The organism is Zobellella denitrificans (genome assembly GCF_002407485.1).
Taxonomy (GTDB): domain Bacteria; phylum Pseudomonadota; class Gammaproteobacteria; order Enterobacterales; family Aeromonadaceae; genus Oceanimonas; species Oceanimonas denitrificans.
This window is the reverse complement of the sequence record NZ_CP012621.1, coordinates 830,298-854,644: the sequence shown is the minus strand read 5'-3', so window position 1 is coordinate 854,644 and position 24,347 is coordinate 830,298. Positions and strand designations below refer to the sequence as shown.

Annotated in this window: 22 protein-coding genes; 7 read left to right on the top strand and 15 right to left on the bottom strand. The window is 63.3% G+C overall.

Annotation, left to right across the window (positions count from 1 at the left end):
• Window positions 1-184 precede the first annotated feature (184 nt).
• The 8 genes from AN401_RS04065 to AN401_RS04025 all read right to left on the bottom strand — a co-directional run bounded on the left by AN401_RS04065 (window position 185) and on the right by AN401_RS04025 (window position 7,629).
• On the bottom strand, window positions 185-664 hold the full coding sequence (locus AN401_RS04065; protein WP_096778606.1) for a hypothetical protein: 480 nt from the start codon (window positions 662-664) through the stop codon (window positions 185-187).
• 12 nt (window positions 665-676) lie between these two features.
• Window positions 677-865 (bottom strand): helix-turn-helix transcriptional regulator, encoded by a 189-nt coding sequence (locus tag AN401_RS04060; RefSeq protein WP_096778605.1) that lies wholly within the window; start codon window positions 863-865, stop codon window positions 677-679.
• 88 nt (window positions 866-953) lie between these two features.
• The gene (locus AN401_RS04055) at window positions 954-1,889 is read right to left on the bottom strand and encodes a hypothetical protein (RefSeq protein WP_096778604.1); all 936 of its coding nucleotides are present in this window, start codon (window positions 1,887-1,889) and stop codon (window positions 954-956) included.
• 19 nt (window positions 1,890-1,908) lie between these two features.
• The gene (locus tag AN401_RS04050; RefSeq protein ID WP_096778603.1) at window positions 1,909-3,132 is read right to left on the bottom strand and encodes a tyrosine-type recombinase/integrase; all 1,224 of its coding nucleotides are present in this window, start codon (window positions 3,130-3,132) and stop codon (window positions 1,909-1,911) included.
• Window positions 3,133-3,421: 289 nt separating this feature from the next.
• On the bottom strand, window positions 3,422-4,348 hold the full coding sequence (locus AN401_RS04045) for a sensor domain-containing diguanylate cyclase (RefSeq protein ID WP_096778602.1): 927 nt from the start codon (window positions 4,346-4,348) through the stop codon (window positions 3,422-3,424).
• Window positions 4,349-4,467: 119 nt separating this feature from the next.
• Window positions 4,468-4,908: a Spy/CpxP family protein refolding chaperone gene (locus tag AN401_RS04040; RefSeq protein ID WP_094038616.1), complete on the bottom strand. Its 441-nt coding sequence runs from the start codon at window positions 4,906-4,908 to the stop codon at window positions 4,468-4,470.
• A gap of 560 nt (window positions 4,909-5,468) precedes the next feature.
• Window positions 5,469-6,947: a S8 family peptidase gene (locus AN401_RS04030; protein WP_096778601.1), complete on the bottom strand. Its 1,479-nt coding sequence runs from the start codon at window positions 6,945-6,947 to the stop codon at window positions 5,469-5,471.
• Between the two features lie 151 nt (window positions 6,948-7,098).
• Complete coding sequence (locus AN401_RS04025; protein WP_157772151.1) at window positions 7,099-7,629, bottom strand: glycine betaine ABC transporter substrate-binding protein; 531 nt, start codon at window positions 7,627-7,629, stop codon at window positions 7,099-7,101.
• Window positions 7,630-7,975: 346 nt separating this feature from the next.
• Here AN401_RS04025 and AN401_RS20375 point away from each other — a divergent pair, with 346 nt between their 5' ends.
• On the top strand, window positions 7,976-8,701 hold the full coding sequence (locus AN401_RS20375) for a hypothetical protein (protein ID WP_096778599.1): 726 nt from the start codon (window positions 7,976-7,978) through the stop codon (window positions 8,699-8,701).
• A 108-nt stretch (window positions 8,702-8,809) separates the two neighbouring features.
• On the opposite strand, the gene AN401_RS04015 is transcribed toward AN401_RS20375, so the two are convergent.
• Window positions 8,810-10,879 carry a BCCT family transporter gene (locus AN401_RS04015; RefSeq protein WP_094038620.1) on the bottom strand — a complete coding sequence of 690 codons (2,070 nt, stop codon included), beginning with the start codon at window positions 10,877-10,879 and terminating at the stop codon, window positions 8,810-8,812.
• A gap of 173 nt (window positions 10,880-11,052) precedes the next feature.
• On the opposite strand from AN401_RS04015, the gene AN401_RS04010 reads away from it, so the two are divergent.
• On the top strand, window positions 11,053-11,316 hold the full coding sequence (locus AN401_RS04010; protein WP_096778598.1) for a hypothetical protein: 264 nt from the start codon (window positions 11,053-11,055) through the stop codon (window positions 11,314-11,316).
• 90 nt (window positions 11,317-11,406) lie between these two features.
• Window positions 11,407-11,895 carry a Mut7-C RNAse domain-containing protein gene (locus AN401_RS04005; protein WP_096778597.1) on the top strand — a complete coding sequence of 163 codons (489 nt, stop codon included), beginning with the start codon at window positions 11,407-11,409 and terminating at the stop codon, window positions 11,893-11,895.
• On the opposite strand, the gene AN401_RS04000 is transcribed toward AN401_RS04005, so the two are convergent.
• From AN401_RS04000 to aspA, 6 genes are all read right to left on the bottom strand, one after another.
• Window positions 11,892-13,337: an NAD-dependent succinate-semialdehyde dehydrogenase gene (locus AN401_RS04000; RefSeq protein WP_096778596.1), complete on the bottom strand. Its 1,446-nt coding sequence runs from the start codon at window positions 13,335-13,337 to the stop codon at window positions 11,892-11,894. The genes AN401_RS04005 and AN401_RS04000 overlap by 4 nt on opposite strands.
• Before the next feature lie 184 nt (window positions 13,338-13,521).
• A complete protein-coding gene (locus tag AN401_RS03995; RefSeq protein WP_096778595.1) occupies window positions 13,522-15,015 on the bottom strand; it encodes an alanine/glycine:cation symporter family protein in 1,494 nt (497 codons plus the stop codon).
• A gap of 743 nt (window positions 15,016-15,758) precedes the next feature.
• Entirely contained in the window at window positions 15,759-16,517 is a 759-nt protein-coding gene (locus AN401_RS03990) for a M15 family metallopeptidase (RefSeq protein ID WP_096778594.1), read from the bottom strand.
• 67 nt (window positions 16,518-16,584) lie between these two features.
• The gene (locus AN401_RS03985) at window positions 16,585-17,610 is read right to left on the bottom strand and encodes an AbrB family transcriptional regulator (protein WP_096778593.1); all 1,026 of its coding nucleotides are present in this window, start codon (window positions 17,608-17,610) and stop codon (window positions 16,585-16,587) included.
• 139 nt (window positions 17,611-17,749) lie between these two features.
• Entirely contained in the window at window positions 17,750-19,051 is a 1,302-nt protein-coding gene (locus tag AN401_RS03980) for an anaerobic C4-dicarboxylate transporter (RefSeq protein WP_094040729.1), read from the bottom strand.
• An 85-nt stretch (window positions 19,052-19,136) separates the two neighbouring features.
• On the bottom strand, window positions 19,137-20,576 hold the full coding sequence (gene aspA, locus AN401_RS03975; RefSeq protein ID WP_094040730.1) for an aspartate ammonia-lyase: 1,440 nt from the start codon (window positions 20,574-20,576) through the stop codon (window positions 19,137-19,139).
• Window positions 20,577-20,865: 289 nt separating this feature from the next.
• Here aspA and AN401_RS03970 point away from each other — a divergent pair, with 289 nt between their 5' ends.
• The 4 genes from AN401_RS03970 (at window position 20,866) to AN401_RS03955 (ending at window position 24,344) form a co-directional block, all read left to right on the top strand.
• Window positions 20,866-21,477, top strand: a complete 612-nt coding sequence (locus tag AN401_RS03970; RefSeq protein WP_096778592.1) for a Crp/Fnr family transcriptional regulator — start codon at window positions 20,866-20,868, stop codon at window positions 21,475-21,477.
• Window positions 21,478-21,544: 67 nt separating this feature from the next.
• On the top strand, window positions 21,545-21,727 hold the full coding sequence (locus AN401_RS03965) for a YgaP family membrane protein (protein ID WP_094040732.1): 183 nt from the start codon (window positions 21,545-21,547) through the stop codon (window positions 21,725-21,727).
• Between the two features lie 116 nt (window positions 21,728-21,843).
• Entirely contained in the window at window positions 21,844-23,619 is a 1,776-nt protein-coding gene (gene frdA / locus AN401_RS03960; protein WP_096778591.1) for a fumarate reductase (quinol) flavoprotein subunit, read from the top strand.
• Window positions 23,619-24,344: a succinate dehydrogenase/fumarate reductase iron-sulfur subunit gene (locus tag AN401_RS03955; protein ID WP_096778590.1), complete on the top strand. Its 726-nt coding sequence runs from the start codon at window positions 23,619-23,621 to the stop codon at window positions 24,342-24,344. Before frdA ends, AN401_RS03955 begins: the two co-directional genes overlap by 1 nt.
• Window positions 24,345-24,347 lie beyond the last annotated feature (3 nt).

Here is a 24,347-nt window from a genome sequence, read left to right as displayed (position 1 = left end):
CCGACAAGCCGGGGGCCTGCATGGCGGGAATGGGATCAAATTGTCCTGACTGCCTCACAGCCTGCGGGTATCTAATCCGCCTGCCTTGCCAGGTGTCTAACTCGGCATCGGTGATGACACACGGGGAAACCGGGGGACACAATGCCCCCTCGTGGGAATAGCGATTCATGGGGAAAGCTCCGGGTCAGGCGCTGGCGGTGGCTGCAGTGATAGTGGCTGTAGTGGTGGTGGATAAATCTGGATACTGGCCGGCGATGCGGGTCATTCGTTCCGGCGACAAAGTCGGCGCATTGCGCTTTCGCCGCTGGCGGTTTACATCCGCCAGCACCTTGAGGCAATCGGCCCGGGTCTGAATCCGCCAGCGGTTATGTCGCCCTTCGTTGGTGCCGCTGGCATCCTGGCCCGCATCCAGTTTAATCCCCAGCTCACGCTCAAGCAGCGACGGTATATTCCTGCTGGACGTGGCCCCGCTATGGTTCAGCATACTGAGCACGGTCACACCCTCCGGAGACTCGGCCAGGAACAAGGCAACCCGCTCCCGAATTGTTGCCGGGCTGCTCACTGGCTCCCGTTCGGTGCCGGTGCTACCATTACCGAGCGTTATGCTGCTGTGTTGAAGGGCTTGGACTTGTGCGGAGTTCAGGCCCTTTTTGCTGTCGGTCATGCGGCGTCCCCCTTATGCGGCCTTCAGGCCGGAAATCCATTTTTGAATATCCGACTCGCGCCAGCGGATCACGCCGCCCAGCTTTACGCTTTTTGGAAACTTGCCGGCTTTCTCCCAGCGCCAGATCGATACCCGGCTGGCGGGCACCAGAGCCTGAACCTGTTTGACATTTAACAGACGATCTTGATTCACAGCGTTCATAAATCCCCCTCGTGGGTTACTTGTTGTTACAAGGGGTATTCTGTGGTTTATGGGCAGGGAAGAGTGGAAGTTATGGAAAACTTCCGTGCTAGTTTGAAAACTTCCGCGATCTCTCCATCCAGTCAATAAACGATTTATATGTCATTGGACAGGCTATCCCCTTGGCTGCCAATGCTTTTGATAGCACCTCATCGAAAAACGTCTTGTGTTTCATGTCACCAAGGCGCTTACCTTCCTGGGTAAAGTGCAAATCAATCAGTGCGACAATCAGGTCAGACTGCTTCGCGGTTACCTTGGGTTCTCTCGTGGACTGTTCTGCCGCTTCCCGCTCTCTGGCCTGCCGCGCCAGTTCGGCGTCGTTGTAGATGTTGGGCAACGGCTCGCCAGTGGTGATGCTATGCCATAAGCCCTCTAGGTCTGGACGCAGAACCCATAGGTCTCTTTTAGTGAAAGTAATGACCTCCTTTGTATGAAACCTAAAGGTGCGGCAACCGCCATTACCAAAGCCATATGCCGGTTCAAAATAGTGGTACATAAAAAAGCCACCAAAATCTAAAGGCTCCAGATTCAGCTGTTCATCAACCTCAAAGTCTTTAAAATTACCAACTGTCCACATTCCAACCACAGAGGTTGGGATACGTAAAAGTGGCTCAGCATATTTATCTTCAGCCAGTTCAATAGGGTTAACTCTTGACAGCTCATCTATGCATTTTTCTACTGAAGCTTCCAAATCCTCCCTTGGGGGGCAGACGAAAGAGGAATAGCCACCAGGTGCGCCACTCAACCACAGCCTCTCAACTCCCTCAAGTAGCGACTGAGCATCTTTACAGTCTGATAAACCCACTTCCGATGGCCTAAAATCCAGCTCACCTACAAACCTATCCATCTGTACAGCTAGCTGAATCGCACTTATCTTATGCCAGTGAATAATATCCTCCACCTCACAGCCCAACATTCGGGCGGCTCGGTCGATACGGCAATACTCCAGGGGGAGCAACGGCGCTAACTCTCTACCTTTGGTCATGGTGTTGTGCTCTCTACGGTTATGCGGTGCGGCTGAATGAAGCCGGGATCACGTTGTCCGGGGCCTCGGCCAGCAGTTCCAGGCGGTCGAGCCAGCGGTTCAGCACCTCCAGCTTTTCCGGCAGGTACTGGCTGCGGTTGTACACGGCGAACACGCCGCCCAGTTCGTGGCCGGCCAGCAGCTCCACCACATGGGGCGGGGCGCCCAGGTCGGCGTTCTTGGTGATGAAGGTGTGCCGCAAGTTGTGCAACGTCCAGGGCTCCCTGTGCTTCAGCCGCTTGTGAAAGGTGCGGCCCTGCTGGCTCACGGCCTCGGGCTTCTTGAGCGGGCCCAGCAGGTAAGGGCCATCATTGGAGCGGCGCATTTCTTCCAGCCAGGGAATGACCCGTTCGGGAATGGGCCGGACAATGCGGGTGCCGCTCTTGCTGTTGGCCTCGGGCACGGTCCACAGCCGGGCGTCAAAATCCCACTCTTCCCAGGTTGAAAGCCTGATCTCCTGGGTGCGGGCGCAGAACACGATGATCAGCCTGAGCAGATCCCGGTAATAGGGCTGGACGCCGTTGTTATCGAGCCAGCGCCACAGGCCGCCCAGTTCGGCATCGGTGAGCACCCGGTCCCGCTTGCCCTGCTTCTTGCCCACGTCCGGTATTGTCAGCCCTTCCAGGGCGGTGCTGGTGGCGTAGCCGCGGCGGTCGCAGTAGCGCAGCGCCTGCTTGCACATCTGCAGCACATAGCCGGCGGCCACCGGGGAACCGTTGTGGCTGATCCGCTCCAGGGCGGTGAGCCACTGGCGGCGGTCGGCCAGGTTGAGCGGTAGCTTGCCGATATGGGGGAAGATGTGGACCTCGAGCTGGCGCCGGTGCTTGTCGTGGTTAGCGCGGTTGTGGGCGGCGTAGTTGTCCAGCCAGTATTCCAAGGCATCCCGTACCGTGACCGGCTTCAATGCCTCCTGGGCGGTAGCATTGAGCTTGAAGCGGGGATCCTCGTTGTTGGCCAGCCACTCCCGGCACTGGTCACGCAGCTTGCGGGCGGCGGCCAGGGACAGCTCCGGGTACTTGCCCAGCAGCAGCCGCTCCAGTTTTCCGCCCCTGCCGCCCAGCCGATAGCGGAAATACCAGGACAAGGAGCCTGACTTGATCAGCCGGGCGGATAACCCGTCACCATCGGTAATCCAGGTTTCCCGCTCGGGCGGCTTGCGGATCAGTCCCTTTATCTTGTTGTCGTTCAGCTGGTTGGTGGCCATGCTTCACCATGTCATGTGATACCCCGTGTGATACCCCAATCATAGTATTTCGCAGAAAATAAGGGAATCAACATGAAACAACATGAGCCACAAAAGCCAACTAATTCCTTATCTATCAAATGGTTGCGTCAATCAACATGGAATGACATGAACAGCACTGAAACAGGTTATGTGGTAATACGGCATGAACTGATAGCTTGACTACAAGTTATTGACAGTAAAGGCGCTTTACCTAAAAGGTGGGCGCCTTTTCTGTTTTTGAACCCACACCAGACGAGGCATCCTCCGCTTAGCCGGCCTCGATACGGTTGCGCCCCGACTGCTTGGCCCGGTACAGCAGCCTGTCCACAGACTCGATAAAAGCCAGGGGACAGTCTTGCTCTCCGGGCACCAGGCTGGACACCCCCAGGCTGAGGGTGACGGTCGGCGTGGCAAGCGCCGCCGGATGGGGCAGGGCCTGCTCGGTAAGCAACTGCCGGCAGCGCTCGGCCACGGTGCGAGCGGCGCGGGCATCGCTCTCGGGCAGGATCAGCGCGAACTCCTCGCCGCCGAAGCGGCCGACGAAGTCCCGCGGCCGGGTCGCAGCCCGGCTCAGGATCCGGGCCACCGTCCGCAGGCAATCATCCCCCTGGAGGTGGCCGAAATGGTCGTTATATTCCTTGAAATTATCGATATCCAGCAGGATCAATGCCAATGGTTGGCATCGGCGCCGTGCGTCGTTCCACTCCTGCTCCAGGGTGGCGTCGAACATGCGCCTGTTGGCTATTCCGGTGAGACCGTCCTTGTAGGACAGCTCCTCGAGTTCCTTCTGCAGCCGGATCAACTGCTGCTCGGTATGCTTGCGCTCGCTGATGTCGAACATAAAACCGACCAGCGACTCCACCCCGCCCTCTTCGTTGCGCACCACGTGCACCACATCCCGGATCCACACATAGTCCCCGTCCCTGGTCAGGGCCCGGTAATCGGCCTCGTGATCGGTGCCCGCCTGGGACTGGCTGACGCAAAAGCCCACCACCCGCTCCCTGTCCTCCGGATGCATGCGCTCCACCCAGTCGTTGACGCTGACCCAGCTGTCCGGCGACCAGCCCAGCAGCGTTTCTATCTGGGGGCCGATATAGCTGAAGGTCATGCTGTGCCAGTCTATCTTCCAGGGAATCGCCTTGGTGGACTCCAGCAAGGTGCGGTAGACATCCCGGTCGGCATCAAATCCATTCATACCACTCATTGCGACATCTCGTTGGCAGGGGCAATAAGCGCCAGCTTATGACGGAGAGCGTCATGAGTCCATGACAATACACGGGCGGCGGACAAGGCCGCCCGTATCCTGGTGGGCGGTTATTGTGGTTTCAGGATCTCGTTCATTTTTTCCTGGGCATCGAGCCGCAGCTCCAGCATCTTGAGATGGATATCGCTCATCTTGCGGTGCATCTCCAGGATGGCAGCCTTGTCCGCCGGGGCGTCGGGCATCATCTGGCCAGCCTGCAGCTTGTGCATTTCCTGCATCAGCTCCCAATGGGAAGCGTGCAGTTCCTGCTGCAGGGCCGCCAGCGCCTGCCGCTGCTGCTCGGTCAACGGCCCCTGGGCCCCCGCCATCCAGCCCGGATGCATGCCCATGGGGCCGCAGGGCATGCCGCCCCCCATCATGGGCCCCATTCCCATGCCGGGGCCCTGCATCATGCCCATGCCCGGTCCCATGCCTTGGGCCAGGGCTGTGCCCCCCGTTCCCAGCGCCATGGTCAGCACCAGTGCCCGCTTCCATGAAAATCGCCTGTTCATAGCTTGTCCTCCAAAGGGTATAGACGGCGCCTCGCGGTCACCGCCCGCTTAGGCTAGCCCGGCTTTCCGAATACCACCATGACCCAGGTCAAGCCTGGCCGGCTTTCGTCTGTGCCCAATCGCAAGATCATGACCCATTTGGCCTTGCTCCCGCCGCCAGCTTCGGATAGATAACGCGCGCCGAATTTCCGGCATCACGGTAGAGATACTCATGGAACCCAGTAGTTGTAGCTTACAGACAACCACTTCCGAACCTATGACAGGTCGGGGGCTGGCCCTGGTGCGCCGGACCGCGCCGGACGCCGAGACCATCTACCAGCTCTATGTGCTGGACGAGCGCCGCCGGCTGGTCGGTACCCTGTCCCTGCGGGAGCTGATCCTCAACAGCCCCGCCTCCAGCGTGCGGGCGCTGATGACGAGCTGGTGCAGGCCGAGGTGGATCTGCCCCAGGAAGAGGTGGCGAGCCTTATCAGCCGCTACGACCTGCTGGCCCTGCCGGTCTGAGCCGATGGCTCCGAGCAGGGCGTCCGCCAGGCGGACACCCTTTCCCCTGAGCCGTTTTAGTTGCAGGGTTGGGCGCCCACCGTGGCCGGGGCCCAGGCAATCCCTTCCCTCTCCCCATCGAAAGACTGGCTGATAAAAGGATGGGACAGGGGGGCCTGACCGCGCCGAGTGGCGTGACAGCCGATAAGGGTACGTACCCCGTCCGGGGGCAGGGCTGCGTCAGCCTGCAGCATCAGGGCCGCCAGCCCGGCCACATGGGGCGCCGCCATGCTGGTGCCGTTCTTCTCGGTGGTGCCGCCGCCCACCGCCAGGGACAGTATGCCCTTGGGCTGGATGCCGCCGCAGGTGTTGTCCTCCCGGGTCGAGCCGGGCGCCGATACCAGCACGCCGGCGCCGTCGGTGGTGAAGTAGGAGGCGGTGTCCGCCAAAATGCTGCCGCGCAGGGCCCGGCACTTGTTGGTGCCATCCATTGCGGTGGTGCTGGCCACGGCCATCACCTGGGGACAACCGGCGGGCACCAGGTCGGAGATCTCCTTGTTGGGATCGTTGCCAGCGGCGGCCACCACCACCACGCCCCACTGGTTCAGCAAGGTCAGGCTATCGCTGATCAGGGCGGCGCCGCTGTCTTCCTCTCCGAGCTGGCAGTTACCCGGACGAGCCAGGCTCATATTGACCACATGCAGGCCCCCGGTGGCGGCCTGACTGGCAATATACTCCAGCCCGGCGATCAGGTTGGAATCGTAGCCGTTGCCGGTGCTGTCCAGTACCTTGACCGAGGCGATGGCCGAATCCGGCGCCACGCCCACCACGTCGATATCGTTATGGCGGGCACCGACGATACCCGCCACATGGGTGCCATGGCCATTGTCGTCGATGCCGCCATCCGTTACGCAACTGGCCGTCGAGGCGGTGCCCAGGCAGCTGACGCCGCCGATATAGCCGCCAATACCGGTGCCGCTGTCTGGCTGCAGATCCGCATGGCTGCCATCCACCCCGGTATCCACCACCCAGACGGTCACGCCCAGTCCGGTGGCGCTGGGCCCGGTGGTCCGGTTCCACACCTGATCGGCACCGATACGCTGGACCCCGGCGGGGATGGGGTTGGAAGTGCCCGGCTCGGGAGGCTGGGCTCCACCATCATCATTCTTGCAGGAGGGCCAGGGACTACACCTGTTGGGCGGGGCGGCTATGCCCAGCCGCCGGTCGGGGAGCAGCCGGGCGATGCGCTGATCATTGACCAGGGCCCAGTAGACCCGCTCGTTCGGCACCAGCACGGCGGCGCCGTTGAGGGCGGGAAAATCGAAGCGCACCACGGCGCCGGCTCCCCTCAGCAGCTGTGCCCCCCTGCCCGGCGCCTGGGCCTCGCCGAACTGCACCAGGGCCATGCAGGGGGTGGCCAGGGATTCGATAGCCTGGCCGGGATCGGGGCAGGGCTCGAAGTCCGCCCGCATCAAACCTTGCGCCGGCTGTGCCGAAACGGCACCGGCCAGCAACAGTCCCGCCATCCCGAGCAGGATGTTCCGGATATAAGACATGCCATGTTACTCCTTTAACATTGAAATACCGCCAGCCTGGCAGCCGGTCCTGTTATCCCGCTTGTCCCTCTCTCCAGTAAAACTTAGCCGCCCCGTGCCGGTCCGGACAGCCGGCGGGCAACATTATCCTCGGCCCGGGCAGCAAACGATTTCATTCGGCACCCTCTTTGCGTGCCAGCCAGGCCCTGGCCGCCCGGGCGGGGTCGCCGGTTGCCTGCCACTCGGCCAGCACCCACTCCAGCTCTTCCCGTTGCCAGCGCATTCCGGCCAGCAGCTCGAGCGCCCCGGGCGCGCCCTGTTCCAGGGCCCGGCGGGCCAGGGTATGGGGCCTGTCGCCTTCGGGCCACTCCCCTTCCTCCAGCCGTGGTCCCAGGTAGTTGGGGCCCAGATCGTGCAGCCGCTCGAAAAAGCGCTCCACAAAGGGGGCCGAGGCTTCGGGCATCCAGATACTCAGGCTGGCGTCCGCCTCGCCGGCCCACAGCCGCTGCCAGCGCTGGCCCAGGTTGGCGGACGCCACCGTCACCTCGAAGCCGGCCCGCTCCAGCACGGCCGCGGCCATATGGCTGCTGGCCAGCTCCTGCCGGCTCTCGCCGCTGAGCAGGCGGATCTCCTGCTGCGGCTCGCCGCCACAGGCGCTCAGTAACAGGGCCAGCACGGCCCCCAATCTTGCCATCCGCGTCATCGCCGTCTCCTGAAAAGGGACAAGAATGCCAAAAAGCCGTCCCCGGATCATGCCTTCCGTTGCTGCCCACCGGTCGCGCCTGTCACAGGACGCGACAAGCACCGCTGCACGCAGGGACTGTCGCACCACCGCCGCTCGCCCCTGCCGCCGGGAAAACCGCCTTGGCCATTGAACCGACAGGGCTTTTCCGCGGCCGTGCCGCCAGGCAGGGGACTATTTTTTTACCCCCCTGGCCTCTTTTTGGTCAATTTATGGTAACGTGCGCGCGCCTGTTCCATGGAGTGCGGCCCTGCGCCGGACTCGTATAGGTAAACCCTTGTTTTTAATAAATTAAATGGATTCTCAGATGCGTCTGTTAACCCTGCTGAAAGCGGCCGTGCTCAGCCTGCTGCTGAGTGCCTGTGTGGCCCCCATGCTGGCCATGGGCCAGGGCCAGTTGATGTGGGCCCTGCTCAAACCCATGGTGGGGCTGGATCCCAACACCACCAACCTGTTCGAACAGCCGGTGATCAAAACCCGGATGACCGGCCTGCTCGGCCCCCATTACGATACCACCATCAACCTGCTGCGCACCGCCACCGAGCTGCAGCAGGAAGGTCCGCTGTTTTACCTGGCTTCCCGCTATAACCCGCTGGAAGGTCCGGAACGGGCCGGTCTGGTGTGGAACTCGGAAACCAACCAGATGGCGGCCCTGCTCAACACCGGCGAGCAGACCAAGGTGTTCACCGAATCCCATACCGGCCGGGCGGCAGTCTGGCCCGCCGCCCTGCAGGACTGGCTGAACCACAACACGGCCCCGGCCATGCTGCCCCTGGCCGGCCCCGATACCAATGCCGAGGCACCGGCGCTGGCACCGCAAACCCTGCAGCCGCCAGCGCCGCAGGCCGAGCCCGCCCTCAGCCAGTTGCAGGCCGAGCTGGCCGCAACCCGCGCCCAGTTGCAGGCGGCGGAGCAGCAATTGAAGCAGCTGGAAACCGCCCCTCAGCCCCAGGCACAAGCGCAGCCCCAAGCCCAACCGGCCGCCGGAGACGACAAGGAAGCCGCCATGGAAGCCATGTTCAACGGCAACTGAGTTCCCCTCCCGGCTCGAATCGACTCGTGTACCACCCGGGCTGCTCCTCTGCAAAAAGGGCAAGCCCGCACAGCCTGCCCCTTGGTGTTAACAACCTAAAGATCCCGGTCACGTTTTGGCCGGGCTTTCCTCCCCTTCCCGGGCGGGCGGGGTGTCATCGTCGTGCTCTTCCATCTTCCAGGGCAAAATCCCCGGCGAGATATGCAGGAAGTGCAGGTACTTCTCGAACTGATCCAGGATGTCGCTGATGATGTCCGGTTGATCGTAGCCATAAACGTCATAGGCCTGGCCACCCCGGCGCAGGAACACTTCGGCCCGGTAGTAATGGTCGTCGCCGTCCAGATCCCGCTCCGTCTCGGGGAAGGCGAAGTCGGGCATGGCATAGGCGCGCAGGCGGATCTCGTAGATAAACTCCACCTGCCCTTCCTTGAACACCTCGAAGCGGGCCCGGCACAGCTCCTCATCCAGGTTGACCTCGGCTTCCCAGCCCTGCTGTTCCAGCTCCTGCTCCACTTTCTTCATGCTTTCCAGTGCGGTACCGAGAATAAAACCCTCGACCTTGTCCCGGGGTGGAAAATCCACCAGGCTGGCCAGCCGTTTCTTCCAGAAACCGGGCCCCTGCCTGCCCGCTCCCTGACGGGAATGCATGTGGTGCTGCAGGCTGACCTCGTGATGGCCTTCGATGATCAGGGCCCGCCACATGCCGATGGCGGCGATCAGCATGATGATGGCAAACGGCAGGGCGCTGACGATGGAAGCGGTCTGCAATGCGCTCAGCCCCCCGGCCAGCAGCAGCGCCGCCGCCACCAGCCCTTCGGTGCTGGCCCAGAACACCCGCTGCCAGGCAGGGGTATGCTGGGCACCGCCCGAGGCGAGGGAATCGATCACCAGGGAGCCGGAGTCGGAGGAGGTGACGAAGAAGGTGATGATCAGGAAAACGGCCACAAAAGACACCATGCCGGTCAGCGGCAACCGCTCGAACAGCTTGAACAGGGCGATGGCGTGGTCCGCCTGCACCTCGTCGATCAGCCGGGTGTAGCCTTCCACCATGATCATGTGCAGGGCGGTGTCGCCGAACACCGAAAACCACAGGAAGGTGAAGAAGGTGGGCACCACCATCACCCCCACCACGAACTGGCGGATGGTACGGCCCCGGCTGATCTTGGCGATAAAGAGGCCGACGAAGGGCGCCCAGGCGATGGTCCAGCCGAAGATGAACAGGGTCCAGTTGCCGATCCAGTCGCTGGCGGTGTAGGCCTGCAGGTTGAAGGTGCGCTCCACTATGTTGCTCAGGTAGCTGCCGGTGTTCTGCATGAAGGTGTTGAGGATGAAGACGGTCGGCCCCACCGCAAACACGAACAGCATCAGCGAAATGGCCAGCACCATGTTGAGGATCGACAGCCGCTTCACCCCCTTGTCCATGCCCGCCACCACCGAGAAAATGGCAAGGGCGGTGATCACCACTATGGCGATGATCTGCACCCCCGTACTGACCGGAATGCCCGGCCAGAGGTAGTTGAGGCCGGCATTGATCTGGGCCACCGACAGTCCCAGGGTGGTGGCGATGCCGAACAGGGTGCCGAGAATGGCGAAGGTGTCCACCGCATGCCCCAGGGGACCGTGGATGCGATCGCCGATCAGCGGATACAGGGTGGAACGCATCGACAGCGGCAGACCGTGGCGAAAGGCGAAATAGGCCAGGGCCAGCCCCACCAGGCCGTAGATGGCCCAGATATGAAAGCCCCAGTGGAAAAAGGCGATCTGCATGGCCTGCTTGGCCGCGTCCACCGTCAGGGCCGGCCCTTCGGGGGGAGAGGCGTAGTGCAGCACCGGCTCGGCCACGCCGAAGAACAGCAGGGCGATGCCGTAGCCGGCGGAAAACAGCATGGCGAACCAGGCGGGAAAGCTGTATTCCGGCTCGGCGTGATCCGGCCCCAGCTTGATATTGCCCCAGCGGCTAAAGGCCAGGGAGACGATAAACACCAGGAAGATGGCCACCGACAGCATGTAGAACCAGCCAAAGTGGGTGGTGATATAGGCCAGGGTACGGGAAAAAATCTCTCCCGCCAGTTGCGGGTTGCTCATGGTGCCGACCACCATCAGGGCGATAACGATCACCGCCGGGATAAACACCGGCATCAGCAGGGTGGACGAGGGTCGGGATGACGCTGTACTCATGGCGGCTCTCCTGTGATGGAAATGGAAACACCAACAAGTGCCATTAGACACCCGCCTTGTAGAGTGTAGCCAGTTCGCCGGTAAATTCCGTTCGGTCTCCTCTTCCGTCAGCCCGCTCTCCATCGGCAATGCTAGATTTAAAGGGCAGAGCCCATCCCCGGAGGATCATAAAAATGAAGCTATATAGCCTGCTGTTTGCCGCTTGCTGCCTGCTGGCCCTTCAGCCCCAGGCCCAGGAGTCCCGCTCCGTGGTGGTGCTGAAAGGCACCACCCAAAGCATAGAAGTATTGGGAGAAGAGCCGGCACCGGCGGCGGGAGTGGAAATGGACGTGGGCATGGACGTGAAAGAGGCAGACGCAGCCCTCCCCGATAAGGAAGAAGAGGTTGAAGTGCCGCCGGCAGAGCCAGAGGATGAGAACGAAACCAGTTCCGACTGAGCCACGCAGAATAGATACGATGACAGTGCCAGCCAGGAGAACAGGAGCGACATGACCGCAAGCGCAAAGACGGCATGGAGATGAGAGTGGATGGGCAGACACCAGGCTCCCCGCTTTGTGGCCGACGCCATGCTGGGGCGGCTGGCGCGCTGGCTGCGGGTGCTGGACTACGACACCTGCTACCAACCCGAACTGGACGACCACCAACTGGTGGAACTGGCCAATGCCGAAGGGCGGATACTGCTCACCCGGGACAGGCACCTGGTACGCTTTCTGCGCCCGGCCCGGGTCCTGCTGATAGACGCATCGGTTCCCCTGGAACAGCTGGAGCAGGTGATCCTGGCTTGCCGGCTCCCACCGCCGACGGCACTGTTCCGCCGTTGCCTGCTGTGCAACACGCCCCTGTGCCCGGCCCGGCCCGGGGAGCTGAGCGGCCACCCGCCGCCACTGCCCCCCGAGGGCACGGCGCCGGTGTTCCAGTGCCCCCGTTGCTGCCGCCTGTACTGGCCGGGCTCCCATACCCGGCGCATGCGCGAGGCGCTGTACCTCGCCCTGCCCGGCTGGCTGCCCGGTGGCTAGCCCAGCCCGCCCAGGTTGATGTATTTGGTTTCCAGAAACTCCTCCAGGCCGATGCGCGCACCTTCCCGGCCCAGCCCGGATTCCTTGACCCCGCCGAAGGGGGACACCTCGTTGGAGATGATGCCCTCGTTCACCCCCACCATGCCCGATTCCAGCGCCTCGGCCACCCGGATCACCCGGTTCAGATCCTTGGTGTAGAAGTAGGCGGCCAGGCCGAAGGGGGTGGCGTTGGCGCGGCGCACGGCCTCGGCCTCGTCCTGGAAGCGGAAGCAGGCCGCCACCGGGCCGAAGGTTTCCTCCTGGGCCAGTTGCATGCCTTCGTGGGCCTCGCGGATCACGGTGGGCTGATAGAAGGTGCCGCCAAGCTCATGGCGCGCACCGCCACACACCAGTTGGCCGCCCTGGGCCAGGGCGTCCGCCACATGGCGCTCCACCTTGGCCAGCGCCGCCGGGTTGATCAGCGGCCCCTGCTGGGCGCCGGGAGTCAGGCCATCGGCCACCTTCATGGCGGACGCGGCCTCGGCCAGGCGGCTGACGAAGGCATCGTAGATGCCGTCCTGCACGAAGAAGCGGTTGACGCACACGCAGGTCTGGCCGGTGTTGCGGAACTTGGAAGCCAGGGCCCCGGCCACGGCCGCGTCCAGATCCGCGTCGTCGAACACGATAAAGGGGGCGTTGCCACCCAGCTCCAGGGAGAGTTTTTTCACCGTGTCGGCGGCCCTGGCCATCAGCAGTTTGCCCACCCGGGTGGAACCGGTAAAGGACAGCTTGCGCACCGCCGGGCTCGCCATCATGGCCTCACCGATGGCCGGCGCATCGCCGGACACCAGGTTGAGCACCCCGGGTGGCATGCCCGCCCGCTCGGCCAGCACCGCCAGCGCATTGGCACAGAGGGGGGTTTCTTCCGAGGCCTTGGCCACGGCGGTGCAGCCGGCGGCGATGGCCGGCCCCACCTTGCGGGTGAGCATGGCGAAGGGGAAATTCCAGGGGGTGATGGCGGCGATGACACCCACCGGCTCCTTCACCACCCAAAGCCGGTTTTCCTGCCTGGGACTGGGGATGGTTTCGCCGTAGGCGCGCTTGGCTTCTTCCGCGAACCATTCGAGGAAGCTGGCAGCATAGGCCACCTCGCCTTTGGCCTCGGTCAGGGGCTTGCCCTGCTCCAGCACCATCAGCTCGGCCAGCTCATCCTGGTGCTGCATCATCAGTTCATACCAGCGGCGCAGCACGGCGCCCCGCTCCTTGGGCGTGGTCTTGCGCCAGCTGACCAGGGCCCGCTCGGCGGCGGCGATGGCCTCGTCGGTTTCGGCGCCGCCGCAGCGGGCCACCCTGGCGATGACCTCGCCGCTGGCCGGGTTGCGCACCTCGTAACTGTCGGGGCTGGTACGCCACTGGCCGTCACAATACCAGCCGGTTTGCCACAGGGGGTTGGAAGTATCCATCTCTCGCCTCTCCTTAAGGGGGAATATGCAGCCATTTCTTTGTTAGAGAGTAACGTCAGCTGAACAGGGTGTATAGGTGCACGCGGGGTCCCGGGGTGGGACCAGCAGGATGAGACTGACGCTGGCATAAAGAAAAGGCCGGGAGGATGACTCCCGGCCTTGCAACAAAGGTTTTCGATTTGGCTTAGCTGCGTTCCGCCTCGGCGTCGGCAACCACGTCATCACCAACCTGAGCAGCCTTGGGCTTCTTGTCCTTGACCCAGTGATCGGCGTTCTTGATACCCAGCTTGGTGGGATCGAAGGTGGGATCCAGGCCCTTGGCCTTCTGCGCCTCATAGTCCTTCAGGGCGATCAGCGCCGGCTTTTGCAGCAGCAGGATGGCGACGATGTTCAGCCAGGCCATCAGACCCACACCGATGTCACCCAGGCCCCAGGCCAGCTCGGCGGTACGGACGGCGCCGTACACCACAGAGGCCATCAGTGCGATTTTGAGGGCGAAGATCAACCAGGGACGGTGTACCTGACGGTTGATGTAGGCCACGTTGGTCTCGGCGATGTAGTAGTAGGCCAGGATGGTGGTGAAGGCGAAGAAGAACAGCGCCACCGCCACGAAGATGCTGCCGAAGCCAGGCATCACCGACTCGACCGCCGCCTGGGTGTAACCCGGGCCGGCAGACACGCCCGGCAGTTTTTCAACGATGGCTTCGCCGGCCTTGCCCATGACGTTGTAGGCACCGGTGATGATCACCATGAAGGCGGTGGCGGAGCATACGAACAGGGTGTCGATGTACACGGAGAAGCTCTGCACCAGACCCTGCTTGGCCGGGTGAGACACCTCGGCGGCGGCGGCGGCGTGAGGACCGGTACCCTGACCCGCTTCGTTGGAGTAGATACCGCGCTTCACGCCCCACTCGATGGCCAGGCCCAGGATGGCACCGAAGCCGGCCTGCAGGCCGAAGGCGCTACCCACGATCAGGCTGATCACGCTGGGCAGCTGGCTGACGTTCATGATGATGATCACGAAGGCCACCAGGATATAGCCCAGCGCCATAAAGGGCACCACCACCTGGGTGAAGTGAGCGATACGCTTGATACCACCGAAGATGATCAGGCCCAGCAGCACCACCACGGCGGCGGCAGACACTGAAGTGGGAATGCCGAAGGCATTCTCGATACCGGAAGCGATACTGTTGGCCTGTACGCCCGGCAGCAGCAGACCGCAGCCGATGATGGTGGCAAAGGCGAAGATCCAGGCGAACCACTTGATGCCCAGGCCTTTCTCGATGTAGTAGGCGGGACCGCCACGATACAATCCGTTGTCGTCTTTTTCCTTGTAGATCTGCGCCAGGGTCGACTCGATAAAGGCGGTACCGGCACCCAGGAAAGCCACGACCCACATCCAGAACACGGCACCGGGACCACCGAAGGTGATGGCGGTGGCCACACCGGCGATATTACCCGTACCAACCCGGCCGGACAGCGACAGCGCCAGGGCCTGGAAGGAGGAAATACCGGCGGGAGAGGATTCGCCCTTGAACATCAGGCGGACCATTTCTTTGATGTGACGGACTTGCAGGAAGCGGGTACGCAGAGAAAAGTACAGACCTACACCCAGACACAGATAGATCAGGGGCAGGCTCCAGATATAACCATTAATGGCATCGACTAATGCACTCATACTAACGTCCTTTGTTCTGATTTAGGATGTCTGCTTGGGCAGAACATTGTCCTGACAGGGGCTTTCTATTAACGATCAAACCTAGTCCAATCGATAAGTGCAGAGAAAATTACTCCGCTATCCGGCTTAACACAAGTAGGACTACCGATTAGAATTTCTTATCAATAGCCCACCCGATGGTTAACAACAGGGCAACAGCCCGCAGCAAGCCGGTTACCCTGCTTATACCCCAGTCCCGCAAGAAACTTCAACCCATTGTTTTTAAAGAAATAAAATTAAAACACCCCGTTTACCACCCGGCTTCAAAAAAGCGTCTTCCGGTTTACATAAGGTAAAAACTGTCTGGGTTTTGCCACCGGTACAATTTTAAAATATGTAAGCAATATCACATTTTCATTTGCTAAAAAGTAAGCGGTTGTAAGTGGAATTAACAAGTCGTTCGCCAGAACCAGCGTTTTTAATGAATAAAAAATCAACCGAAACAGTATAAAGTATCGTCATCCATGCCCCCCGCTCGCCGGCGTGGCCCCCAGAAGCTGCGCCACCGGAAAGCAACAATAATAGAGCAAAAGCACAAAAAAAACAGAACACAGCTCCACGCGCGGATCCCTCGCCCCGCCACTCAGGGCGGCAGGAAAACACCGCCCTGTGCAGATCTATGCCTTGCTGGTGAAGCGCAGGCGAGCCGCCCGCGCCCCAAGAGTGGTCGCCGCCCGAGTTTTACACCATGCGGTGCTCTTGCTCTAGCGGGGAAAAACCGCCACCTGCCGCTGCCAGCGCTGTTGCAGGCCGGGCAGTGACATGGCCCCGAACAGGGCCTGGGGAGCCTGGCTGTACCAGGCCCAGGACTGGTTGCCGTAGTCGAAGTGCCACCACTCGCTGGGCAGGTTGGTGAAGCCGGCGCGGATCATCACGCTGTGCAGCAGGCGGCGGTTTTCGATCACCTCTCCCTCCCGCGGGCCGGGCCGGGCCACCGCCTCGAAGGCGGCGCTGTAGGACCAGGGGCTGATGTCGTCGAACTCGGTGCCCATGTCGAGCAGCCGTCCTTCGCCGTCGCACAGGGTCACGTCGACGGAGCCGCCGGTCAGGTGCGGGCTGGGGGCGCGCGGATCGGCGCTGGGCGGGGCCACGAAGTGGCGGGCCCGGGCCTGGTGCTCGGCCTCGCTGCCGGCCGGATCATGGTCGCGCATGGCCGCCAACAGGGTGTCGAACAGATACTGCTGTACCGCCAGCGGGCGCCAGCCGTCCAGCACCACCAGCTCGATGCCGGCCGGCAACAGCCGGGCCGCCTGCTGCAATCGGGTCAACACCGGAGCACGCACATGGCACTCGGCCAGGGCGCCCGGCACCCCCAGGTGAAAATAGGCCGGGTAGACCCGGATGGGCGAAGTGACCAGGCCGAGCGGCACCAGGGGATCGCCCGTCTCCTCGATGGGCAGGGCCTGCAGCCGGCTCCAGTCCGGCTCGGGATGGGATGGGATCGGCTGGGACAGGAAATTCATAGGGACTCGCGGTACTTTTGGGAATGCCCCAGACTGGCCAATGCCGGCCGTTTTTGCAAGCCCGCCGTCAGTCCCCCTTTTCGGGCTCGGCCGCCCGGGCCTGGTAACGCTGCATCAGCCAGCCGCCGCCCAGGCTCAGCAGCACGATGCGCACCACATGATGGAAGATCACCCAGGAGGGCTCCTCGCCGGTGACCAGCGCCAGGTAGATCATCGCCTCCAGCCCGCCCGGGGCATAGGCCAGCCACACCTGGAACACCGACAGATCCAGTTGCCAGGCCACCAGAGCGGCCCACAGCAGGGACACCAGCGAGCTGGCCAGGCAGATCACCAGGCCGATGCCCAGCAGCCCGACCAGTTCCCGCGGCGGCAGGGGGCGGATGCGGCAGCCCAGCAGGGCGCCGAGCAGCAGCATGGACAGGGGCAGCATCCAGCCGGCCAGCACCATGCCCTGGGGATGCTGGCCGGCGAAGACGCCGCCCACCAGCATGCCCCCCAGCAACGGGCTCACCGGCAGCCGCAGGCGACGCAGGCCCCGTCCCAGCACCAGGGCAACGGCCAGCAGCAGCAGGCTGAGCCCGTGGGACAGGGCCTGTTCGCCGGGCAGGGGCACCTGGTTGACCCAGCCCAACCAGAGCACCAGGGTGACGCCGCTTATCAGCAGCATCACCCTTACCGTCTGCGACAGCACCACCCGCAGCGGGTTGTCGAGCTCCGACGCCAGCGCCGCCATCACCGACAGGGCCCCCGGCGAGGCCGCCAGCATGGCCTCTTCCCGGGACCAGCCGAGCCGGCGCAACAGCCCCTGCACCAGGGGCAACTGGGTGGCCAGGCACAACAGCAGGCCGCCCAGGCTGATCAGCAGGGAAGATCCCGCCGGCAATTCGGTGCTGACGCGCAGGCCCACACTCAGGCCCAGCACCAGTTGCACCAGTTCGAGGCTGTGCGGCGGCACCCGGGTGGCGAGGCCGCGCATGGAGCAGAAGGCCACCAGCACCATGGCGCCGACCAGCCAGTCGGAGGGAAAGCCGAGCCAGTGGGCGGCACCGCCCCCGGCCCCCGCCAGCAACAACGTCAGGAGGATAGATCGCATCGGGGTATCCGGGCCGGCCACCTCCTGTGCCCGGCCTGTTCAGGCATGGGCGGCCGGAGAAGATCCCGTTCGCAGCAGGCCGCCGAGAGAAAACAGGAAAGGCGATTATTTCCCTTTCTCGGTCAAAGCTCAACCAGGACTAGAGCAGCAGGCCGCCGAACACAAAGCCCAGCATCACGCTCACCGCTATGGTCACCACCCCGGGCACGAAGAAGGGATGGTTGAACACCGCCTTGCCGATGCGGGTGGAGCCGGTGTCGTCCATCTCCACCGCCGCCAGCAGGGTCGGATAGGTGGGCAGCACGAAGAGCGCGCTGACCGCCGCGAAGGAGGCCACCGCGGTCAGCGGATCCACGCCGATGGCCAGCGCCGCCGGCATCAGCGCCTTGGTGGTGGCGCCCTGGGAATAGAGCAGCATGGAAGCGAAGAACAGGGTCACCGCCAGCAACCAGGAATAGGTTTCGAGCAGGCCGCCGGCGACCAGCTTGATGTCGTCGATATGGTTGGACACGAAGGTGTCCCCCAGCCAGGCCACCCCCAGTACGCAGACGCAGGCCGACATGCCGGACTTGAAGGTGGCCATATTGGAAATCCGGCTCGCATCCAGCTTGCAGCCCAGGGTGATGGCGCCGGCGGCCGTGAGCATAAAGATCATGATGGCCGCATCCCGCGGCAGCACCGGATTGGTGATCAGTCCCACCTTGTCGGAAATGGCGGTGGCATAGAGCACCACGGCGCCGATGGCCAGCAGGAAGTAGAGCACCGAACGCCGGGCGCCCGCCTTGATCTCGACGGCGCTCCCGCCCCGGAGTTTGACCAGCCCCTTGGCCAGTCGCTCCCGGTACACCGGATCCTCCGCCAGCGGCGCCCCCAGCAGGTTGGCCACCAGGGCGCCCACCAGGCAGGCCAGGAAGGTGGCCGGAATGCAGATGGCCAGCAGGGTCAGGTAGTCTACCCCCAGGGGCTCGAGGATGCCGGAAAAGAACACCACCGCCGCCGAAATGGGCGAGGCGGTAATGGCTATCTGGGAGGCGACCACCGCGATGCTGAGCGGGCGGGACGGGCGTATGCCCTGCTCCTTGGCCACCTCGGCAATCACCGGCAGGGTGGAAAAGGCGGTGTGGCCGGTGCCGGCGAACAGGGTCATGGTGTAGGTGACCACCGGCGCCAGAAAGGTGATGTATTTGGGGTGTCGGCGCAGCAGCCGCTCGGCCAGGCTGACCAGGTAGTCCATGCCGCCGGCCAGCTGCATGGCGGCGATGGCGGTGATCACCGACATGATGATCAGGATCACCTCCACCGGAATGGCGCCGGGAGTCAGCCCCAGCCCCAGGGTCAGCACCAGCACTCCCAGGCCGCCGGCAAAGCCGATGCCGATACTGCCCATCCTGGCGCCCAGGGTGATGGCCGCCAGCACAATCAACAACTCGAAGATAATCATTTCCACTCTCCCGCCGACCGACCCGCCTCCCTGCCGGTGATGAGCAGCATAAAAACGGGCTCCGTCTTGAGCCCGTCGCTTCAGGTTAGTCCTGGGCCCGCACGTAGCGCCTGGCCCGGTATTGGGGACGCATCAGGTTGTCGATGGACAGGATCTCGTCGAGCTGAGCGGGAGTGAGCAGGCCCCGCTCCAGCACCACTTCGCGCACGCTCTTGCCGGTTCTGGCGCAAATCTTGCCGACGATGTCGCCCTCGTGATGGCCGATATAGGGATTGAGGTAGGTGACGATGCCGATGGAGTTGAGCACATAGTCCCGGCACACCTCGGGGTTGGCGGTAATGCCGGTCACGCACTTGTCGCGCAGGGCCACACAGGCCTTCTCCATCAGGTTGAGGGATTCGAACATGGCCTGGGCGATCACCGGCTCCATCACGTTCAGCTGCAGCTGGCCGCCCTCGGCGGCCAGGGTGACGGTGACGTCGTTGCCGATCACCTTGAAGGCGGCCTGGTTGACCACCTCCGGGATCACCGGGTTGACCTTGGCCGGCATGATGGAGGAACCCGCCTGCAGCTCGGGCAGGTTGATCTCGTTGAGCCCGGCGCGGGGACCGGAGGACAGCAGCCGCAGATCGTTGCAGATCTTCGACAGCTTCACCGCCAGCCGTTTGAAGGCGCTGTGCAGCATCACGTAGGCGCCGCAGTCGGAAGTAGCTTCAATCAAGTCTTCCGCCGGCACATAGGCCTGGCCGGTGATCTCCGCCAGTTTGGCGATGGCCAGGCGGGAATATTCCGGCGGGGTGTTGAGCCCGGTGCCGATGGCGGTGGCCCCCAGGTTGACCTCCAGCAGCAGCTCCCGGCACAGGCGGATGCTTTTCACTTCCTCGCGCAGGGTGACGGCGAAGGCATGGAATTCCTGACCCAGGCTCATGGGCACCGCGTCCTGCAACTGGGTGCGTCCCATCTTGAGGATGTCCGCAAACTCCGCCGCCTTGGCCTCGAACGCCTCGATCAGCCGCGCCAGGGCCGTCAACAGGTGTTCGCAGCTGTTGAACAGGGCCACCCGGAACCCGGTGGGATAGGCGTCGTTGGTGGACTGGCACTTGTTGACGTGATCGTTGGGGTTGACCACGTCGTAGCGCCCCTTGGGCAGCCCCATCAGCTCCAGGGCGATATTGGCCAGCACCTCGTTGGTGTTCATGTTGACCGAAGTGCCCGCCCCGCCCTGGAAGACGTCGACGGGAAACTGATCGAAACCCTTGCCGGTGCTCAGCATCAGGTCGCAGGCGTCCACTATCCGGTCGGCAATGCGCGGCTCTATGGTGCCCAGTTCGCCGTTGGCCAGGGCCGCCGCCTTTTTGGTCAGCACCATGCCACGCACCAGATCGGGAAAATCGGAAATTTTCTGGCTGCTCAGGCGGAAATTGTCCAGCGCCCGCTGGGTATGGATGCCGTAGTAATGGTGGTTGTCCACCGCCAGGGTACCCAGCAGGTCTTCTTCGATACGAATGGGGATCATGTCGTTCATGTCCGGCCTCGACGTTATTCTAAATTGGCGGGCCCGGAGCGGTCGGCTCGGGGCATGGCGTCATGCTACCCCCAAGGGGGTAAGGAAATATTGATCCAGGGCACTAAAAGCCACCCTTTGAATCCATAGCCACACAATCAACCGAAATCAACAAACGATAAAGACGGATAAGCCAAAACGTAACCGGATGACGCCATAGAAGACCGGCTCCATCCTGGCGAGAGAGATTCCGTCCGGAGCCCGCCCGGACTACCATGGTCCTTCCCTCGTCCGGTTTAAGGAGACCCCCATGACCCCCCTGCCCGCCCCCCTGGCCGATTTGCGGCAATACTGCCATCAGTTGGAGCTGCCCGCCGGCCAGCAGCTGATGTCCCCGGGCCAGGCCTGCCAGGGGTTTATCTGGGTACTGTCCGGACAGGTAGCCGTCAGCCTGCTCGGTCGACAGGGCCGGGACGTGGAGCTGTACCGACTGAACCCGGGCGACAGCTGTGTACTCACTACCTCCTGCCTGTTCGGCAACAGCCCCTTTCCCGCCACCGCCGCCACTACCCGCCCCTGCCGCCTGCTGCTGTTGCCCGAAGCCGAGTTCAACCGGGCCCTGGAACAGTCGCCGTCCTTTCGCCGGTTGGTGTTCGCCAGCCTGGGGGAACGGCTGGCCGCCCTCATGGCCCAGATTGAGAGCATCGCCTTCGACTCCATCGACAGCCGGCTGGCCCGCGCCCTGCTGGCGCCAGGCCACGACGAGCTCGCCGTCACCCACGAGCAGCTGGCCCAGCGCATCGGCTCCGCCCGTGAAGTGGTGTCGCGCCGGCTCAGCCATTTCTCCCGTCAGGGCTGGCTGAGCCTGTCCCGCGGCCATATCCGGTTGCTCAATGCCGATGCCCTGCGACGGCTGTTGTGACTTTGTCACTGAGCCAGGGCGTTACCGGTGCCATACTGGCAGCACCATCCCCGACGGAGAGAACGACATGGTGAAGAACATAGGCAGTGTGGACAAGGCGTTGCGCATCCTGCTCGGCCTGGTGCTGATCGCCCTGGTCTTTGTGGGACCCCAGACCCCCTGGGGCTGGATAGGCCTCATTCCGCTGGCCACCGGCCTGATCAACTTCTGCCCGCTGTACCGACTGCTCGGGATCAGCACCGGCAAATAATCGAAAGGGCCTCATTCAAGGCCCTTTTTACTCCCGCTTTATGACGCATATCAAGGCGGCCTCGAGCAATTACTACTAAAGTGGTGCACAGTAACTCCCAGCTACAGGAGAGACCTGTGCAAACCCTGACCCTCGATATCGCCGTGGTCGGCGCCGGCGGCGCCGGCCTCAGGGCCGCCATCGCCGCCGCCGAGGCGGATCCCTCACTGTGTATTGCCCTGCTGTCCAAGGTCTACCCCATGCGCTCCCACACGGTGGCGGCGGAAGGCGGCGCGGCCGCCGTGATCAAGGACGAAGACAGCCTCGCCCAACACTTCGACGACACCGTTTCCGGCGGCGACTGGCTGTGCGAGCAGGACGTGGTCGAGCGCTTCGTGGCCGAATGCCCGCGGGAAATGACCCAGATGGAACTTTGGGGTTGTCCCTGGAGCCGCAAGGAGGACGGCAGTGTCAACGTGCGCCGCTTCGGCGGCATGAAAACCGAGCGCACCTGGTTCGCCGCCGACAAGACCGGCTTCCACCTGCTGCACACCCTGTTCCAAACTTCGATAAAGTACCCGCAGATCAAGCGCTTCGACGAGTTCTTCGTGCTCGACCTGGTGGTGGCCGAGGGGCGGGTGCAGGGTCTGGTGGCGCTGCACCTGGCCGAAGGGGAGCTGGTGCTGATCCGCGCCCGGGCGGTGATCCTGGCCACCGGCGGCGCCGCCCGGGTGTTCCGCTACAACACCAACGGCGGCATCGTCACCGGCGACGGCATGGCCATGGCCTACCGCCATGGCGTGCCCCTGCGCGACATGGAGTTCGTGCAGTACCACCCCACCGGCCTGCCCGGCTCCGGCATACTGATGACCGAGGGCTGCCGGGGCGAGGGCGGCATCCTGCTCAACCGCCACGGCTACCGTTACCTGCAGGACTACGGCCTGGGCCCGGAAACCCCGCTCGGCGAGCCGAAAAACAAGTACATGGAACTGGGCCCGCGGGACAAGGTATCCCAGGCCTTCTGGCACGAGCTGCAAAAGGGCAACACCATCCCCCACCCCCTGGGCGAGGTGGTGCATCTGGATCTGCGCCATCTGGGCGAGAAAAAACTGAAAGAACGGCTGCCCTTTATCTGCGAACTGGCCAAGGCCTATGTCAACGTAGATCCGGTGAAGGAGCCCATCCCCATCCGCCCCACCGCCCACTACACCATGGGCGGCATCGAGGTGGACAAAGAGAGCCAGACCCGGATCCGGGGCCTGTTCGCGGTGGGCGAATGCGCCTCCAGCGGGCTCCACGGCGCCAACCGGCTGGGCTCCAACTCGCTGGCCGAGCTGCTGGTGTTCGGCCGCCAGACCGGGGAAGCGGCGGCCCGGCTGGCGGCGGAGAAGCGCCCCTTCGACGAGGCGGCCATCGCCGCCGAGGCGGGCCGGGTGCAGCAGGGAGTCGAGGCGCTCAGGCAACAGCAGGGGGATCAGAGCTGGGCCGACATCCGCGACGAGCTGGGCCGGACCATGGAGGAAGGCTGCGGCATCTACCGCCGGGAAGATCTGATGCAGGCCACCATCGACAAGATTGCCGAGCTGAAGGCGCGCTACCGCCATATCGCCATCCGGGACCCGGGCCGGGTGTTCAACACCGATCTGATCGGCGCCATCGAGCTCGGCTACTGCCTGGACGTGGCCGAGGCCATGGCCCACAGCGCCATCCGGCGCAAGGAATCCCGCGGCGCCCACCAGCGGCTGGACGAAGGCTGCCGGGAGCGGGACGACGAGCGCTACCTCAAACATACCCTGGCCCACTACCGGGCCGACGGCGCGCCCGACATCGGCTACAGCGAGGTCCGCATCACCCGCTCGCGGCCGGCCAGACGGGTTTATGGCGCCGAAGCGGAACAAGGGGAGAAAGCCTGATGAGCCAGCTGAAAACCGTGCAGATACTGCGCTACGATCCGGAGCGGGACGACGAACCCCGCCTGCAGCGCTACGACATCCCCTGGAACGACACCACTTCGGTGCTGGACGCTCTCAACCATATCAAGGACCAGATAGACCCCAGCCTGACCTACCGCTGGTCCTGCCGCATGGCCATCTGCGGCTCCTGCGGCTTTATGGTCAACGGCGTGCCCAAACTCGGCTGCAAGACTTTCCTGCGGGACTACGACGAATTGCGCATCGAGCCGCTGGAGAACTACCCCATCGAAAAGGATCTGGTGGTGGATCTGGCCCCCTTTGTGGAGCGGATCGAAGCCATCAAGCCCTATATCATCGGCAACGACAGAACCGTCGAACAGGGGCCCAATACCCAGACCCCGGCGCAGATGGACACCTACCACGGTTTCTCCCAATGCATCAACTGCGGCCTGTGTTACGCCGCCTGTCCCCAGGTGGGACTCAACCCCCGCTTCCTGGGACCGGCCGCCATCACCCTGGCCCGCCGCTACAACCTGGACAGCCGGGATCGAGGCAAACACGAGCGGATGACGCTTATCAACGGCGACGACGGCGCCTGGGGCTGCACCTTCGTCGGTTACTGCTCCGAGGTCTGCCCGAAGGAGGTGGACCCGGCCGCCGCCGTCAACCAGAGCAAGATAGACTCGGGCGTCAGCTACCTGCTGGCCGCCCTGCGTCGCAACTGAGGG